Genomic DNA, 15,878 nt, shown 5'->3' on the forward strand with positions numbered 1-15,878 from the left:
TGGCGGCATGGGCATGACCGTGGTGGTGGCCCCGTTCACCCGGCGTCAGGGTCGTGAGCTGTTGTTCTGCCTGGCCGGGTTGCCGTTCGCCGCGCTCAACCCGCTGGTGTTCTTCGTGCTCGCCGTGGACCTGATCTGGTTGGCGGCCGACGGCGGCCGGGGCAATCCGACCCCGGCCCAGATGGCCATCGCCGGCCTCTGCGTGGGACTGCTGCTCGTACTGCTGGTGTCGACGGGAGCGGCTCGCAGGCTCGGTTCGTTGCAGCGCAAGCTCGCGGGCCGGCTGCTCAAGGTGCAGGTCGCGCCGCCGCCGCCGGTGCGGCGGCGCCCCGGCGGCCGGAACTGGCCCGGCCCGGGCCTTCGCGACGGCGCCGGCTGGCGGGTCGTGGCGTACCAGCTGGCCAAGCTGCCGGTCGGCCTGATCGAGCTGTACGCCGTGTTCTTCTGGATCGGCGGCCTGGTCAACCTGAGCTACCCGCTGCTGTGGGGGGCGTTCCGCAACCATCCACCGGGGGTCCAGCTCAGCCCGGTGCCGGTGCTCACTCCGTTCGGTCTGTTCGGTGACGGCACGTTCCAAGTCACGACTCTCCTCGGCACGTTCGCCGCCGCCGCTGCCGGAGCGGCGATGCTGCTGGCCGCCCCGTGGGTCACCCGGGCCGTCACCGCCGTCGACGCCTGGCTGATCCGAGGGTTGCTCGGACCTGGGCGGCTGGCCCAGCGGGTCCACGACCTGGAGCTGAGCCGGGCGCTCGCCGTGGACGACTCCGCCGCCCTGCTGCGGCGGCTCGAACGGGATCTGCACGACGGCGCGCAGATCCGGCTGGCCACGCTGGCCATGAACCTCGGCATGGCCCGGGAGAAGCTCGGCGACAACGGCCCGGTCCCGGACGCCGCGGCCGCCCGTGAGCTGGTCGACGCCGCGCTGCGGGGCGCCAAGGACGCGCTCGGCGAGCTGCGCGGTCTGGTGCGCGGCATCCATCCGCCGGTGCTCGACAACGGGCTGGCCGACGCCCTCGCCTCGCTGACCGCCGACCGGGCGATCCCGGTCGAGCTGGAGGTCAGCATCCCGGTCCGGCCCTCCCCCGCGATCGAGACCATCGCGTACTTCTGCGCCGCCGAGCTGCTGGCCAATGCGGCCAAGCACAGCTTGGCCGGCAAGCTGGCGGTCCGGGCGGCCGGGCAGCACGACGTGCTGCTGCTCAGCGTCGCCGACGACGGTACGGGCGGCGCTGACCCGGCCCGGGGCAGCGGCCTGGCCGGACTGGCGCAGCGGGTTGCCGTGGTGGACGGCCGCCTCACGATCGTGAGCCCACCCGGCGGCCCGACCATGATCACCGTCGAGCTTCCGTTGCACGCATGAAGGCGCGGATCGTGATCGCCGAGGACTCGGTCCTGTTCCGGGCCGGGCTCGCCCGGCTGATCGAGGACCGCGGCCATCAGGTCTGCGCGGCCGTGGGCGACGGCGGGGCGCTGCTCGACGCGGTGGCCGAGCATCAGCCGGACGTCGTGGTGGCCGACATCCGGATGCCGCCGACGCACACCGACGAGGGTTTGCGCGCCGCGCTCGAGATCCGCCGCCGGCACCCGCGGACCGGGGTGCTGGTGCTGTCGCAGTACATCGAGACCAAGTACACGGCCCGGCTGCTGGAAGGCAACGCGGCGGGCGCCGGATATCTGCTGAAGGAACGGGTGGCCGACGTCGCCGAGTTCGCCGACGCGCTGGAACGTGTCGCCGCGGGCGGGACGGCGCTCGACCCCGAGGTCGTCGGCCAGCTGCTGCGGGCCAGCCGCCGGGCCGACGGTCTGGCGGCGCTCACCGCGCGGGAGCGGCACGTGCTGGCGCTGATGGCGGAGGGCCGTTCGAACGCCGGCATCGCCGACGCGCTCGTGGTCACCGGCGGGACCGTGGAGAAGCACGTCGCGGGCATCTTCGACAAGCTGGGACTGCCGCCCGGCGAGGCCGACAACCGGCGTGTGCTCGCGGTGCTGCGCTACTTGAGCTCGTGACCGCGTACCGGTGAAGCAAGGACGCCCCGCCGAGACAGGTCTCGGCGGGGCGGGCCAGCAGGTGAGATCAGTTCTTCGGGATGTCGAAGAGCTTGGCGACCTGGGCCGCCAGGCCGAGGTCACCCTTCGCCTTGATCTTGCCGGTCATGAACATCATCATCGGGTTGCCGTCGCCGGAGACCACCTTGAGGAAGGTCACCGGGTCCATCGTCATCGCCAGCTTGGGCTCGCGGACCGGCTGGTTGGTGACGGTGCAGGCACCGTTCTCGATCACGGTCTCGTAGGTGTCCGTGCTGCCACCGGGGCCGCCCGTGATGCTCCAGTGGATGACGGCCTGGGTCGCGCCGGCCCGGTCCGCGCGGAACAGCGTCGGCATCCGGTTGAACACCTCGTCCAGGATCTTGGTGCGGCTCTCGGAGCCCATGACCTCGGCGATCTTCGAGTCCGGGGTGGACTTGACGAGCTGCGCGAACTCCTTCGGGCCGATCGTGGCGAGAGACTCGGGGCTGAATTCAGTCATCGGTGGACCTTTCGGGATGAGCGCCAGACCTACTCGCGAGTAACCCTAGCGATAACCGCGTAGTCCTGCAGTGTCTCAACCCCCCAACGTCTGTTGGACAGTGAGCCCCGTCTCTCCTAGACTCCCCAACATGTCTTTGGGAGATGCGCGTCGTCAGGCCCGGCTGCGGGCCATGGCCCATCCGGTCCGACTGCGGATGTTGTCGCTGCTCACCGGTTCGTCGCTCACCGCCGCCGATGTCGCTCGCGAGCTCGGTCTCACCCACGCCAACGCCAGCTACCACCTGCGGAATCTGCTCAATGCCGGCCTGATCGCGCAGGCCGGCGAGGAGCGCATCCGGGGCGGCGTCGCCAAGCGCTACCGGTACGACGCCGACCGCGACCGCGAGCGTGAGCGCGAAACCATGGTCGGCCCGCATCACGCCGACACCCAGCGCGCGCTGTTCGCGGCCGTCGCCGACGAGCTGGTCCGCCGCACGGCCGAGGCCGACTGGTCGGTCGGCGGGTCGATGACCGATGCCGAGCTCTGGGTGGACCCGCAGGTCTTCGCCGAGATCCGCGACCGCGTCGCCCGGGCCAGCCGCGACCTGCACGACGCGGCCAAGGCGCCGCGCACCCCCGGCACCGTCCGCACCAGCACGACCATCGCGATGTTCCGCATGGAGGAGCCGTGAGCGCCCTCGTGCCGCTGCGCCATGCCCCGTTCCGTTTCCTGCTCGCGGGCCGCACGATCAACTCGTTCGGCAACGCCATCGCGCCGGTCGCTCTGGCCTTCGCCGTGCTGGACCTGACCGGCTCGCCCAGTGATCTGGGCCTGGTCGTCGGCACGCGGGTGTCCGTCAACGTGCTGTTCGTGCTGTTCGGCGGGGCGCTGGCCGACCGGATGCCGAAACATCACCTGATGGTGGGCGCCAGCATCGCGGCAGCCGTCACTCAGGCGGCGGTGGCCGCGCTGGTGCTCTCCGGCGCGGCGACGATCCTGTGGCTGATCGTCCTGTCCGCGGCCAACGGCATGGTGAGCGCGCTGGCCCTGCCGGCCTCGTCGTCGATCGTGCCGCAGCTCATCCCGGCGGACATCCGCCAGCAGGCGAACGCGCTGAACCGGCTGTTCTTCAACGGCGCCTACATCGCCGGCGCGCCGCTGGGCGGGATCCTCGTGGCGAGCGTCGGGCCGGGATGGGGGATCGCGGTGGACGCGGTGGCGTTCGCCCTGTCGGCGATCGCCTTCGCGTTGCTCCGAATCCCAGCGCCCGCGCCCGAGCAGGCCTCGCCCGCGGAGGGCGGCGCCGGTCGGCAGCCGGCCCAGGCGCCGAAGGAGGCCGCCGCACCGGCCCGGAACAGCATCTTCGCGGATCTGCGGGACGGCTGGACGGAGTTCCGCAGCCGGACCTGGCTGTGGGTGGTGGTTGCCGGCTTCGGCGTGATCAACGCCTGCCTCAGCGGCGGCATGTCCGTCCTCGGACCGGTGGTCGCCGACGACACCGTCGGCCGCCGCGCCTGGGGGTTTGTGCTGGCCGCGCAGACCGTCGGCATGGTGCTCGGCGCCGTCGTCGCCATGCGGATCAACGTGGCCCGGCTGCTGCTGTTCGGCGTCGTCTGCACCGTCTTCGAGGTTCTGCCCATGCTCACCCTCGGCGTCGCCCCGCATCTGGGGCTGCTGCTGGCGGCGGCGTTCCTCACCGGTGTCGGCATCGAGCAGTTCTCCGTGGCGTGGGAGACGACGATGCAGGAGCACACCCCCGCTGACAAACTCGCGCGCGTCTACTCGTACGACATGGTCGGGTCCTATGTCGCGATCCCCGTCGGTCAGGTCCTGGCCGGGCCGATCGCCGGGGCCGTCGGCGTCGAGCCGGCGCTGGTCGGCGCGGCCGCCCTGATCGGCCTCGCGGTCGCCGGCATGCTGGCGAGCCGGGACGTGCGTAACCTGCGGCACCACCGGCCGACGAGCCCGGAGCCCGCCGCGGCCGCCATGGAAGAATCGGCGAGGTGAGCATCCCGAACGTCCTCGCCAGCCGCTACGCGTCCGCCGACCTCGTCGACCTCTGGTCGCCGGAGGAGAAGATCCGGATGGAGCGCCGGCTGTGGCTCGCGGTCCTGCGGGCCCAGCGCGATCTCGGCGTCGCGCTTCCGGACGGGGTCGTCGAGGCGTACGAGGCAGTGGTCGACGATGTTGATCTCGCGAGCATCGCGGCGCGGGAGCGGGTCACCCGGCACGACGTGAAGGCCCGCATCGAGGAGTTCAGCGCGCTCGCCGGGCATGAGCACATCCACAAGGGCATGACCTCGCGTGATCTCACCGAGAACGTGGAGCAGTTGCAGATCCGGGCCTCGCTGGAGCTGGTGCGCAGCCGGATCGTCACCACGCTGGCCCGGCTCACCGAGCGCGCCCTGGAACACAGCGACCTCGTGCTCACCGGCCGGTCGCACAACGTCGCGGCCCAGGCGACCACGCTGGGCAAGCGGTTCGCGAGTACGGCCGAGGAGCTGCTGATCGCGTACGAGCGCCTGGACGATCTGCTCCGCCGTTATCCCCTGCGCGGCATCAAGGGTCCGGTCGGTACCGCCGCCGACCAGCTCGATCTGCTCGACGGCGACGCGGAGAAGCTGGCCGAGCTGGAGCGCAAGGTCGCCGCGCATCTCGGCTTCGAACGGGTGCTGACCAGCGTTGGCCAGGTCTACCCGCGGTCGCTCGATTTCGACGTGGTGTCCGCGCTGGCCCAGGTGGTGGCGGCGCCGTCGTCGCTGGCCACCACGATCCGCCTGATGGTCGGCCAGGAGCTGGTCACCGAGGGTTTCAAGGCCGGCCAGGTCGGCTCGTCGGCGATGCCGCACAAGATGAACACGCGTTCGTCGGAGCGGGTCAACGGCCTGGCGGTGATCGTCCGCGGTTACCTGTCGATGGTCGGGGAGCTGGCCGGCGACCAGTGGAACGAGGGCGACGTCTCCTGCTCGGTCGTGCGCCGGGTGGCCCTGCCGGACGCGTTCTTCGCCACCGACGGCCTGTTCCAGACGTTCCTGACCGTGCTCGAGGAGTTCGGCGCGTACCCGGCGGTCATCGCCCGTGAGCTGGACCGCTTCCTGCCGTTCCTCACCACCACCAAGCTGCTGGTCGCCGCCGTGCGCAAGGGCGTCGGCCGGGAGGTGGCGCACGAGGTCATCAAGGAGCACGCGGTGGCGGTGGCACTGGCGATGCGGGAGGGCATCGCGGAGAACGACCTCTTCGACCGGCTGGTGGCTGACGGTCGCCTGCAGCTGTCGCGGGCCGAGATCGACGCCCTGGTGGGGGACCGTGCGGCCTTCGTGGGTGCGGCTCCGGCCCAGGTCCGGGCGGTGGCGGAACGGGTGGCCGCGATCGTGGCGCAGCACCCGGAGGCGGCCAAGTACACGCCGGCGGCGATTCTGTAGCAGGTACGTGATGCCGTCAGGGGGCGGCGGAGCTGGTCTCACCGCCCCCCGACGGAATTCTCAGACGCCCGCGACCGAGGTGATCCACGCCCGGTTGTAGGCGACGCTGCCGTAGTACTGCCGGCTCTGGCCGTCCGCCGTCGAGGCGACGCCGACCTGCGCGCCGTTGTAGACCTGCGGGCCGCCGGAGTCGCCGCGCCACGCGTTGCCGTTGATCGCGGTGGAGCCGATCGCCCGGCCGCCGTACGCGTCGGTCTGGTTGGTCGAGGTGACCCGGACCGTGGCGGTCTTCAGCGTCGTCGAGGCGCCGCAGCCGCTGTAGCAGGTCTGGCCCCAGCCGTAGAGCGAGTTGGTCGAGCCCACCGGCGGGTACGCGCTGGACAGCGGCATGTAGGTGGTGGAGACGGAGCTGCTCAGCCGCATCAGGGCCAGGTCGTTGCGGGTGGTGGTGGAGCTCACCGTACGGGTGACTCCGCCGGAGGTCCGGTTCACGCTGCCGATCCGCACCGACATCGTGCCGTTGATGCAGTGCCGGGCGGTCAGCACGTAGTTGGCCGAGATGATCGTGCCGGAGCAGGTGAAACTGCCGTTGCTGAGCACCGCGGCGGCCCAGGGCGCCGACGCGACGGTGCTGCCGCCGATGATGAGGTCCGGTCCGGGCTCGACGGCACTGGCGGCGGCGGGGGCGGCCAGGATGCCGGTCAGGGCGGTGGCCAGAGAGGCAACGACGATGCGGATGCGCACGCCGGGCTCCTTCCGAAGGTCTGTCGATGGGGGGATGCATCGAACTTGATCGACTGAACGCTATGACCTGCGCCACCGGTGGACAAGACTCCAATTGACACCTATCACCGTGTGATGGGGGTGGTCGCGTACGGTGAGCCGGCGACACCTTTGGGTGATCTTGTCGTGGCGGAGATCACGGTCGAGATTCGCTGCTCAGCGGCCCTCGCGTCGGCCTGCCGACACCGGCCGATGGGTCGATCGGGAGTCGTACAAGGTAGGCTTTGGCCGCTCGCCCCTTAGAGGGCCACCCAACTGCGCACCTACACAGTCAGGAGTGCCCGTGGCTCGCGTCGTCGTCGACGTCATGCTCAAGCCGGAGATCCTCGATCCGCAGGGCCAGGCAGTCGCCAACGCGCTGCCACGGCTCGGGGTCAGTTCCATCTCCTCCGTACGCATCGGGCGCCGCATCGAGATCGAGTTCGACGGTGAACCCGACCTCGAGACGGCCCGCGAGATCGCCGACAAGCTGCTCGCCAACCCGGTCATCGAGGACTTCTCGATCCGGGTCGACGAGCCTGCCGGTGACGCCGCTCTCGAGAGCGCGTGACCATGCGGATCGGAGTCGTCACCTTCCCTGGTTCACTCGACGACGGTGACGCGGCCCGCGCCGCGCGCATCGCCGGCGCCGAGGCCGTCCGTCTCTGGCACGGCGACCCGGACCTGCACGGCGTCGACGCCGTGGTCCTGCCCGGCGGCTTCTCCTACGGCGACGCCCTGCGCTGCGGCGCGATCGCCCGGTTCGCCCCGGTCATGGAGACCATCGCCGACGCCGCCCGCGGCGGCCTGCCGGTGCTCGGCATCTGCAACGGCTTCCAGATCCTCTGCGAGGCCCACCTGCTGCCCGGCGCGCTCACCCGCAACCAGCACCTGCACTTCCGCAACCGCGACCAGCACCTGCGCGTCACCAGCACGTCGACGGCCTGGACCAACGGCTTCACCGAGGGCAGTGAGATCCTGATCCCGGTGAAGAACGGCGAGGGCTGTTTCGTCGCGGACGAGCGCACCCTGGACGAGCTCGAGGCCGAGGGCCGGATCGTCGCCCGCTACACGCGCGGCAACCCGAACGGCTCGCAGCGCGACATCGCCGCGATCACCAACGCGGCCGGCAACGTGGTCGGCATCATGCCGCACCCGGAACACGCGGTGGAGGCGCTGACCGGTCCGTCGCTCGACGGCCTCGGCTTCTTCACCTCTGCCCTGCGGTACCTGGCCGGGTCGGCCGCGGGCGGGCAGCTCACAGGGGGAGCCCAGCGATGACCACCCAGCACGACACGGCGACCAGCGGCGCGACAGCGCCGCCGGAGGTGCCGCAGCAGCCGGCCAGTGCCAAGCCGACCGGGTTCGCCGCCACCGACGTGCTGATCAACCAGTTCGACGGGGGACCGGACACCGTCGAGCGGGCGCTCAACACCGGCGACGAACTCCAGCCGCACACCGAGCTCGGCCTCAAGGACGACGAGTACGACCGGATCCGGCAGATCCTCGGCCGTCGTCCGACCGCGTCCGAGCTGGCGATGTATTCGATCATGTGGAGCGAGCACTGCTCCTACAAGTCGAGCAAGGTGCACCTGCGCCAGTTCGGCGAGAAGGCCCCGAAGAACACCAGGATGCTGGCGGGTATCGGGGAGAACGCGGGTGTCGTGCAGATCTCCGACGAGATCGCCGTCACCTTCAAGGTCGAATCGCACAACCACCCGAGCTTCGTGGAGCCGTACCAGGGAGCGGCCACCGGCGTCGGCGGCATCGTCCGCGACATCCTCGCCATGGGTGCCCGCCCGATCGCGGTGATGGACCCGCTGCGCTTCGGCGCCGCGGACCACCCGGACACCGCGCGGGTGCTGCCCGGCGTGGTCGCCGGCATCGGCGGCTACGGCAACTGCCTGGGCCTGCCCAACATCGGCGGCGAGATCGTCTTCGACCCCTGCTACCAGGGCAACCCGCTGATCAACGCGCTGAGCATCGGCGTCATGCCGGTCGAGCGCCTGCAGCGCAAGGAAGCGGCCGGCGTCGGCAACGTCGTCGTGCTGCTCGGCGCCCGCACCGGGCGCGACGGCATCGGCGGCGTCTCCGTGCTCGCCTCGGCGACCTTCGACGAGGGCGCCGAGCAGCGCCGTCCGTCGGTGCAGGTCGGCGACCCCTTCATGGAGAAGCTGCTGATCGAGAGCTGCCTCGAGCTGTACGACGCGGGCCTGGTCGTCGGCATCCAGGACCTCGGCGGCGCGGGCCTGACCTGCGCGCTCACCGAGACCGCGGCGGCGGCCGGCACCGGCATGCGGGTCTACCTCGAGCGGGTGCCGCTGCGCGAGGCCTCGATGTCGCCGACCGAGATCCTGGCCAGCGAGTCGCAGGAGCGGATGCTGCTGATCGTCGCGCCGGAGAAGCTCGACGAGGTGCTCAAGGTCGCCGAGAAGTGGGGCGTCTGGGCCACCAACATCGGCGAGGTCACCCCCAGCCAGACCGACGGCCAGCCCGGCCGACTGGTGATCAGCTGGAACGACCACATCGTGGTGGACGTGCCGCCCGGCTCGCTCGCCGACGACGGCCCGGTCTACGCCCGGCCGATCCGCGAGCCCGCCGACCTGATCCTGCTGCAGGCCGACCGGGCCGAGACGCTGCCGCGTCCGTCCACCCCGGACGAGCTGCGCGAGACGCTGCTGCGCATGATCGCGTCGCCGAACCTGTGCGACAAGAGCTGGGTCACCGAGCAGTACGACCGGTACGTGCTCGGCAACACCGTGCTCGCCCAGCCCGAGGACGCCGGCGTGCTGCGCATCGACGAGCGCACCGGGCTCGGCGTGGCGCTGTCGGTGGACGGCAACGGCCGCTACACGCGGCTCGACCCGTACGAGGGTGCCCGGCTCGCGCTGGCTGAGGCGTACCGCAATGTCGCCGTCACCGGCGCCGAGCCGATCGCCGTCACCGACTGCCTGAACTTCGGTTCCCCCGAAGACCCGGCCGTCATGTGGCAGTTCGCCGAGGCCGTCCGCGGCCTGGCGGACGGCTGCCAGCAGCTCGGCATCCCGGTCACCGGCGGCAACGTCAGCTTCTACAACCAGACCGGGGCCGCCGCGATCCACCCGACCCCGGTGGTCGGTGTGCTCGGCATCCTCAACGACGTCGCCCGCCGCACCCCGATGGGCTTCCCGCCGCCGCCGACCGCTGACGGCGACCTGCTCTTCCTGCTCGGCGACACCGAGTGCGAGCTGTCCGGCTCCGAGTGGGCGTGGGTCACCCACGGCCACCTGGGCGGCCGCCCGCCGAAGGTGGACCTGGCGCACGAGCAGGCGCTGGGCCGGCTGATGGCGCAGGCCTCGGATCGCGAGCACATCGTCGCGGCGCACGACCTCTCCGACGGCGGTCTGGCCCAGGTGCTGGTCGAGTCCTGCCTGCGGCGCAACGTCGGCGCGCGGATCAAGCTGCCGGAGCACGACACGACCGTCACGCCGTTCGTCTGGCTGTTCAGCGAGTCGGCCGGACGTGCGCTGGTCGCGGTGCCTCGCGGGCACGACAAGGCCTTCGTGGCGCTGGCCGCGGAGCACAACGTCTCCTGCGTGCAGATCGGCGTCACCGCGGAGGAGCCGGTCCTCGACATCCACGACCAGTTCACCGTCGGGCTCGACGAGTTGCGGGCGGCTTTCACCGCCACGATGCGCAACCTCTTCGGCGGACCGGCCGAGGGCGTCACCCGGCAGATCGCCGCCGTGGTGGAAGCCGCCGAGCTTTCCGCAAAAGAGCAGGCCGAGCCGGCGCAGCCGGCCGCGGACGACACTGCGGCCGGGGACGACCGGGGCACGGGACCGTCGGTCACGCTGGAGATCAGTGAGCCCGCCCACCCGGCATCCGGTCCGGCCGACGAGGTCGCCGACCTGCCGAGCCGTTCCGACACGGACGCGACGGAGGCAGGCGGTCCGATCGACGCCGAGCCGGAGTCCAAGGCCTGACAACGCGGGCAACCGCCGCACAGAGCAACGATCAGCGCGCCACGGCTGGGCACCCGCCCGGACGTGGCGCGCTGTCGTGACCGGCTCTATATCCTGCTGCGGTGCTGCTACCCCTGCCGGCCGGCGACTTCCGGGCCTACCTGTTCGACTGCGACGGGACCATCGCGGACTCCATGCCTGTGCACTACCTCGCCTGGCAACAGGCGCTGAAGGAGTGGGGCGCGGTGCTGCCCGAGGACCTCTTCTACGCCTGGGGCGGGCGACCCGTCGCCGAGATCATCGCCGACCTGAACGAACAGCAGGGCCTGAGCATGCCGGTCGAAGTCGTTGCCGCCCGCCGGGAGGTTCTCTTCCAGGAGCTGCTGCCGACCGTGAGCGCCGTGCCCGGGGTGCTGGAGCACATCGACGAGGCGTACCGGCGGATTCCGTTCGCGGTGGTGTCCGGCAGCACCCGCGAGTCCGTCACCGCCTCGCTCAGCGCGCTGGGCCTGCTGGAGAAGTTCGACGTGCTGGTCTGCGCCGGTGACTACCCGCGGGCCAAGCCCGACCCGGGGGCGTTCCTGCTGGCCGCCGAGCTGCTGCGGGTGCCGCCCGGCGACTGCCTCGTCTTCGAGGACACCGACCTCGGCATCCAGGCGGCCACGGCGGCGGGCATGGCCGCCGTACGGGTTCCGCCGCCCTGGGAGCGCTGAGCGTCAGCCCAGGACGGCCGGCCGCAGCACGTCCTCGCACCACTGCCGGAAGGTGGTCGGCGTGGTGGCCTGCGGGGTACGGGGCTCGGCGTTGTCCAGGCCGGCGTCCTTGGCCTGCCACATCTCCAGCGTGGCCTGCGCCATCGGCTCGGACATCCCGCGCCCGAGCAGGCCGGCCCGCAGGTCCTGCCCGGAGATGCGCTGGAACCGGATCGGGCGGGCCAGGACCTCGGACATGATGGCGGCCATGTCGTCGTACGACAGGTCCTCGGGGCCGAGCACCGGCACGCTGCCCGGACCGCTCCAGGAGTCGTCGAGCAGCAGGTCGGTGGCGACCGCGGCGATGTCCCGGGTGGCGCAGGAGGGGAACTTGCGGTCGCCGGCGATCGGTGCGACGAACACGCCCCGGTTCCTGAGGGCGTCGACCTGCCGCAGGACGTTGTCCATGAACGAGGGCATCGTCAGCGCGCGGTAGCTCACGCCCGTACCGGCGATCAGGTCGTCCATCGCCAGCGACGCGGTGACCAGTCCGGCGTGCCCGGCCACCGCTGTCCCGCGGCCGAGGGCGGAGACGCCGACCACGCGCCCAACCCCCTGGCTGGTGAAGGCGTCGCACGCCGGCCGGGTGAAGTCCACATAGGCGGCGGTCACGCTGCCGGCCCGCGGGTCCGGCGGGACCAGCCAGAAGACCGCGTCGGCGCCGGCGAAGGCCTTCGCCACGACGTCGGCGTCCGCATGCGATCCGGGTACGACGTCCAGGCGGTCCCGGATCTCCGCGGGTAACCGGGACGGGTCCCGGGCGATGACTCGGACCGGGGCGTCCCGGTCGAGCAGGTTCCGCACGACCTGGTGGCCGATGTGGCCCGTGGGTGCTGTCACAACGATCATGAGATTCAGTGAACGCCGCTGGGCCCCGCGGCTGAAGGACCGATCCGGTCTCCATTGATACTCTACTGATATGAATGAGCTGGAGGTGCGACAACTCCGGTACTTCGTCGCGGTGGCCGAGGAGCTGCACTTCGGGCGGGCAGCCGAGCGTCTGGGCATGGCCCAACCGCCGCTGTCCCGGGCCATCCGCGAGCTGGAACGCCAGCTCGACGTGCGGCTGCTGGAGCGGACGACGCGGCAGGTCGCCCTGACTGCGGCCGGGGAGGTGCTGCTTCGCGATGCCCGTACGGTGCTCGACGCGGTGACTGCCGCCGGCCGGCGAGCCCGGCACGCCGGTCGCGTCACACCGGGGCTGCGGCTCGCGTTCAAGGCCGACTACGACTCCGGCCTGCTGCCGCAGATCCTGGCCGCCTATCAGCGGGAGGCGGCCGCGCTTCCGGTGGAGCTGGTGCTGGGCGGTCCCTGGGAGCAGGCCCCAGCCGTACGCGACGGGCGGGCCGATGTAGCGCTGCTGCTCGCGCCGTATCTGGACCCGGACCTCGACGTCGAGCCACTGCTGACCGAGCCGCGCCTCGTCGCCCTGGCCGCCACCGATCCGCTGGCCACCCGGCCGTCGCTGGCCCTGACCGACCTCGCCGGCCGGAAGCTCCCGGACGGGTCACCGGCCGACCGTGGCGGCTTCACGAGACCGCCGGCCGAGGTGAGCGGGGCGGGGCTGGACCTCGCGCAGATCTTCAACCTGGTCGAGCTGGGCAGCATCGTGTGGTTCCCGCCGCGCTCGGTCGCCCGGCGCCATCCCCGACCCGGCCTGGTCTATCGCAGAGTCGACGACCTGCTGCCGGTCACGCTGGCCGTCGCGTGGTTACCGGAGTCGCACTCGCCGGCCGTGGCTGCTTTCGTCCGTGCCGCCGTTGAGGTCGCGGCCACCGTCACGTAAGAAGACCGGCCCGTCGGAACGGGCCGGCCTTCTCGTTGCGATGCTGTGGTGCGTCAGTCCTCGGTCCACTCGTTCGGCCGGCGCTGACCGGGACGGCCGGCGTCCCGCGGCGGCCCGCCGTGCCGGCCACCCTGCTCCGGACCGTAGTAACCGGTCTGGTCGGCAGCAGCGCCACCGGCGTAACCGGCCTGGTCGCCGTAGCCACCCTGCGGCGGCTGCTGGCCCCGGCCGGCGCCCGGCTGCTCGTAGCCTTCCGGCCGGCCGTACGTCGCCCGCGGGTCGTAACCCGGGTCGCCGCCGTATCCGCCGCCACCCGCCGGAGCCGGAGCTCCGTAGGCGCCGCCGGCCGCACCGCCGTACGTGCCACCGCCCTGAGCGCCACCATAGGTGCCACCACCAGCGGGCGGACCGTACGCGTTGCCACTGTCGATCCCGCCGGCCGCGCCACCCCAGCCGCCGTAGCCTGCCGGGTCAGGGGGCTCAGCAGCGGCACCGTAGGAGCCACCCTGGTAGCCGTTGCCGCCCTGGTAAGGCGCCGCGTGACCCGGGTCGGCGTACTCGTCGGCGCCCTGCGGGTAGCCCGCGTTCGGGCCGTAACCCGGCTCCGCGCCGCCGTAACCGCCCTGGTCGCCGTAGCCGGCCTCCGCCGGGTAGCCACCTGCCGGTTCGGGCCTGTACATGCCGGTCGGCTCGTCGTAGCGCTGGGCGGGCGGCTCGTAGCCACCACCCTGGGCGCCGTAACCGGCCTCGTCGTAGCCGGCCTGGTCGGCGTAGCCCGCGGGCTGACCCGGGCCGTAGCCGTTGCCGGCGTACCCGTGGTCGTCCTGGTCGGCGTAGCCACCCTGCTGGGCCGGAGCCGGCGCGCCGCCGTACTGGTTGGCGGCGCCGTACCCCGGAGCAGCCTGCGCGGCACCGTAGGCGCCGGCCGCACCGGCCGCGCCCGCGGCACCGGCTGTGCCCCAGCCACCGGGTGCGTTGTATCCGCCGCCCTGGGGCATCGGCGCACCGTAGGGGTCCGGGAACTCGTCGACCGGCGGGGCTGCCTGGTGGATCATCGTCGGGGCGTCCGCCATGGACGGTGCGCCCGAGCGGGGCGCGATCATCGTGGCGTCGCTGACCCGGCCACCCACCGGAGCCGCGAGGCGGGTCTCGTCGGCGCCGCCGTACCGTCCGGCCGCGGCCGGGACCGCGCCGCCGGCTGCCGCGCCGTCCAGTTCGTCGGGGTCCTCGTTGGACTTGCGGCGCATCAGCACCAGCACGATCGCGCCGATACCGGCCGCCACCAGCAGGCCGCCGAGGATGATGAACAGCAGCGACCCGGAACCCTCGTCGGATCCGGACTTGGGCGCGGCGTCGAGGACACCCGCGGACTCGTCGGTCGCCGGCTCGGAAGCCTCGTCGGTGGCCTCGTCGGCCGGTTCGGTGGTGACGCTGGGCGAGGGGGACGGGCTGGAAGGCGTCGGCGCCGTCTTCGACTTGAGCGTCAGCGGCACGGTGATCGACTTGCCGGCCGCACCCTGGGCGTTCTTCGAGGTGAGCTCGTAGCCGTCCTTGGTGGCACCGACCGCCATGGCCCCCACGGAGATGGGCTTGCTGTCCGATGACGTGAACGAATAGCCACCGTCACCGTTGGTGTTGGTCTGGTACTGGTGGCCCTGGCTGTCGCGCAGGCCGACCAGCGCGCCGGAGACGGCCTTGCCGTCCTGGTCCTTGACCCGGCCGCTGACCTGACGCACCGTCTGCGGCTTGTCCGGGCCGCGCACGGTGACCTCTCTGCTGTCACTGTCGCTGACACCCTTGACGGTCGCCGTGACGGTGACTGTGATCTTCTTGGTTTCACCCGGGGCGACGTTGCCGGCGATCAGCTTGGTCGAGAACGTTCTCGGCGCGCCGACCGTCACCTCCTCCTCGAAGGTGCAGCCCGGATCGCACCGCAAGCCGTCGCCGCTGACCTGCACGCTGACGTTGGTGTCGCCGGGGTTGTTCTCGATCCGGTAACCGATGGTGGTCGTGCCACCGGACGTGATGTCCGCGGGCCGCAGACTTACGACGGATACCGTCGGGTTGTCGGCCCGGGCGGCTGAAGGTGCGGCGACGAGGACGCCACCGACCAGCGCCAGGAACGCACCGGCCTGGAGAGCCCTGGCTCGTAGGTGCGTTGTCACGTCCACCGCCTTCCGGGTCGCACGGGCCTCGGGCTGCCTTCGAAATGCCCTATGGATCCCGCGACGAGTACACACCGTCGGCCACTATGCCCTGTCGTAGGTCCTCTGCGCGACCCAGGGCCGCCGGGTTCTCGTTTAATCCGGGGTCGTATTGTCCCGACGTGTCTCCTGCGCACAATAAATCCGAGTCCGTCGGCGCCGCGCTGGACGCGCTGGACCGAGGCGCCGAACCGGAGCGAGCGGTGCTGCGTGACGCCGTGCGCGCGCTCCTGAGCGAGCTGGCGCGGACCGCGCCGGGCCGATCGGTGGAGGTCCGTATTCCACCTTTCGGTGCGATTCAGTGTGTCGCCGGGCCGCGGCACACCCGCGGCACACCGCCCAATGTGGTGGAGACCGATCCGATGACCTGGCTGCTGGTCGCCACCGGGCGGCTGACCTGGGCCGACGCGGTGGCCTCGGGACGGGTACGGGCCAGCGGGATACGCACAGATCTCACTCCGTACCTCCCTGTGCACCCGAGTTGAGTGGTCTCCGTCTC

The 15,878-nt window shown here is 71.7% G+C and carries 15 protein-coding genes; 11 read left to right on the plus strand and 4 right to left on the minus strand.

The annotated features are described in order from the left end of the window. Positions 1-7: 7 nt before the first annotated feature. A complete protein-coding gene (locus ACZ6S4_RS42045; protein ID WP_465480242.1) occupies positions 8-1,360 on the plus strand; it encodes a sensor histidine kinase in 1,353 nt (450 codons plus the stop codon). Continuing rightward, entirely contained in the window at positions 1,357-2,007 is a 651-nt protein-coding gene (locus ACZ6S4_RS42050) for a response regulator transcription factor (protein ID WP_465480243.1), read from the plus strand. Before ACZ6S4_RS42045 ends, ACZ6S4_RS42050 begins: the two co-directional genes overlap by 4 nt. Before the next feature lie 67 nt (positions 2,008-2,074). Here ACZ6S4_RS42050 and ACZ6S4_RS42055 read toward each other — a convergent pair whose 3' ends face one another. After that, a complete protein-coding gene (locus ACZ6S4_RS42055; RefSeq protein ID WP_360831425.1) occupies positions 2,075-2,527 on the minus strand; it encodes an SCP2 sterol-binding domain-containing protein in 453 nt (150 codons plus the stop codon). A gap of 130 nt (positions 2,528-2,657) precedes the next feature. On the opposite strand from ACZ6S4_RS42055, the gene ACZ6S4_RS42060 reads away from it, so the two are divergent. The 3 genes from ACZ6S4_RS42060 to purB are packed head-to-tail and all read left to right on the plus strand — an operon-like array spanning position 2,658 to position 5,931. After that, a complete protein-coding gene (locus ACZ6S4_RS42060; RefSeq protein WP_465480244.1) occupies positions 2,658-3,200 on the plus strand; it encodes an ArsR/SmtB family transcription factor in 543 nt (180 codons plus the stop codon). Beyond that, positions 3,197-4,516 carry an MFS transporter gene (locus tag ACZ6S4_RS42065; RefSeq protein WP_465480245.1) on the plus strand — a complete coding sequence of 440 codons (1,320 nt, stop codon included), beginning with the start codon at positions 3,197-3,199 and terminating at the stop codon, positions 4,514-4,516. Before ACZ6S4_RS42060 ends, ACZ6S4_RS42065 begins: the two co-directional genes overlap by 4 nt. Further along, positions 4,513-5,931, plus strand: a complete 1,419-nt coding sequence (gene purB / locus ACZ6S4_RS42070; protein WP_465480246.1) for an adenylosuccinate lyase — start codon at positions 4,513-4,515, stop codon at positions 5,929-5,931. Before ACZ6S4_RS42065 ends, purB begins: the two co-directional genes overlap by 4 nt. 60 nt (positions 5,932-5,991) lie before the next feature. Here purB and ACZ6S4_RS42075 read toward each other — a convergent pair whose 3' ends face one another. Further along, positions 5,992-6,675 (minus strand): S1 family peptidase, encoded by a 684-nt coding sequence (locus tag ACZ6S4_RS42075; protein ID WP_465480247.1) that lies wholly within the window; start codon positions 6,673-6,675, stop codon positions 5,992-5,994. Between the two features lie 322 nt (positions 6,676-6,997). Between ACZ6S4_RS42075 and purS the strand changes: the two genes are divergently transcribed. From purS to ACZ6S4_RS42095, 4 genes are all read left to right on the plus strand, one after another. Further along, the gene (gene purS / locus ACZ6S4_RS42080) at positions 6,998-7,264 is read left to right on the plus strand and encodes a phosphoribosylformylglycinamidine synthase subunit PurS (RefSeq protein ID WP_360546940.1); all 267 of its coding nucleotides are present in this window, start codon (positions 6,998-7,000) and stop codon (positions 7,262-7,264) included. After that, positions 7,261-7,974 (plus strand): phosphoribosylformylglycinamidine synthase subunit PurQ, encoded by a 714-nt coding sequence (gene purQ / locus ACZ6S4_RS42085; protein WP_465480248.1) that lies wholly within the window; start codon positions 7,261-7,263, stop codon positions 7,972-7,974. Before purS ends, purQ begins: the two co-directional genes overlap by 4 nt. Further along, positions 7,971-10,658, plus strand: coding sequence for a phosphoribosylformylglycinamidine synthase subunit PurL (gene purL, locus ACZ6S4_RS42090; RefSeq protein ID WP_465480249.1), 2,688 nt, complete (start codon positions 7,971-7,973; stop codon positions 10,656-10,658). Before purQ ends, purL begins: the two co-directional genes overlap by 4 nt. 101 nt (positions 10,659-10,759) lie before the next feature. Beyond that, a complete protein-coding gene (locus tag ACZ6S4_RS42095; protein WP_465480250.1) occupies positions 10,760-11,350 on the plus strand; it encodes an HAD family hydrolase in 591 nt (196 codons plus the stop codon). 3 nt (positions 11,351-11,353) lie between these two features. Here the strand turns inward: ACZ6S4_RS42095 and ACZ6S4_RS42100 are convergent, their stop codons facing one another. Next, positions 11,354-12,238, minus strand: coding sequence for an NAD(P)H-binding protein (locus ACZ6S4_RS42100; RefSeq protein WP_465480251.1), 885 nt, complete (start codon positions 12,236-12,238; stop codon positions 11,354-11,356). Positions 12,239-12,308: 70 nt separating this feature from the next. On the opposite strand from ACZ6S4_RS42100, the gene ACZ6S4_RS42105 reads away from it, so the two are divergent. After that, the gene (locus ACZ6S4_RS42105) at positions 12,309-13,175 is read left to right on the plus strand and encodes a LysR family transcriptional regulator (protein ID WP_465480252.1); all 867 of its coding nucleotides are present in this window, start codon (positions 12,309-12,311) and stop codon (positions 13,173-13,175) included. A gap of 53 nt (positions 13,176-13,228) precedes the next feature. Here ACZ6S4_RS42105 and ACZ6S4_RS42110 read toward each other — a convergent pair whose 3' ends face one another. Next, the gene (locus ACZ6S4_RS42110) at positions 13,229-15,340 is read right to left on the minus strand and encodes a carboxypeptidase-like regulatory domain-containing protein (RefSeq protein ID WP_465480253.1); all 2,112 of its coding nucleotides are present in this window, start codon (positions 15,338-15,340) and stop codon (positions 13,229-13,231) included. 161 nt (positions 15,341-15,501) lie between these two features. On the opposite strand from ACZ6S4_RS42110, the gene ACZ6S4_RS42115 reads away from it, so the two are divergent. Next, positions 15,502-15,864, plus strand: coding sequence for a sterol carrier family protein (locus ACZ6S4_RS42115; protein ID WP_360819974.1), 363 nt, complete (start codon positions 15,502-15,504; stop codon positions 15,862-15,864). Positions 15,865-15,878 lie beyond the last annotated feature (14 nt).

It is taken from the genome of Actinoplanes sp. NPDC051405, assembly GCF_055586185.1.

Coding starts and splice junctions, on each gene's coding strand:
- ACZ6S4_RS42045 (WP_465480242.1), top strand. CDS start 8: ATGGGCATGACCGTGGTGGTGGCCCCGTTCACCCGGCGTCAGGGTCGT.
- ACZ6S4_RS42050 (WP_465480243.1), top strand. CDS start 1,357: ATGAAGGCGCGGATCGTGATCGCCGAGGACTCGGTCCTGTTCCGGGCC.
- ACZ6S4_RS42055 (WP_360831425.1), bottom strand. CDS start 2,527: ATGACTGAATTCAGCCCCGAGTCTCTCGCCACGATCGGCCCGAAGGAG.
- ACZ6S4_RS42060 (WP_465480244.1), top strand. CDS start 2,658: ATGTCTTTGGGAGATGCGCGTCGTCAGGCCCGGCTGCGGGCCATGGCC.
- purL (WP_465480249.1), top strand. CDS start 7,971: ATGACCACCCAGCACGACACGGCGACCAGCGGCGCGACAGCGCCGCCG.
- ACZ6S4_RS42100 (WP_465480251.1), bottom strand. CDS start 12,238: ATGATCGTTGTGACAGCACCCACGGGCCACATCGGCCACCAGGTCGTG.
- ACZ6S4_RS42105 (WP_465480252.1), top strand. CDS start 12,309: ATGAATGAGCTGGAGGTGCGACAACTCCGGTACTTCGTCGCGGTGGCC.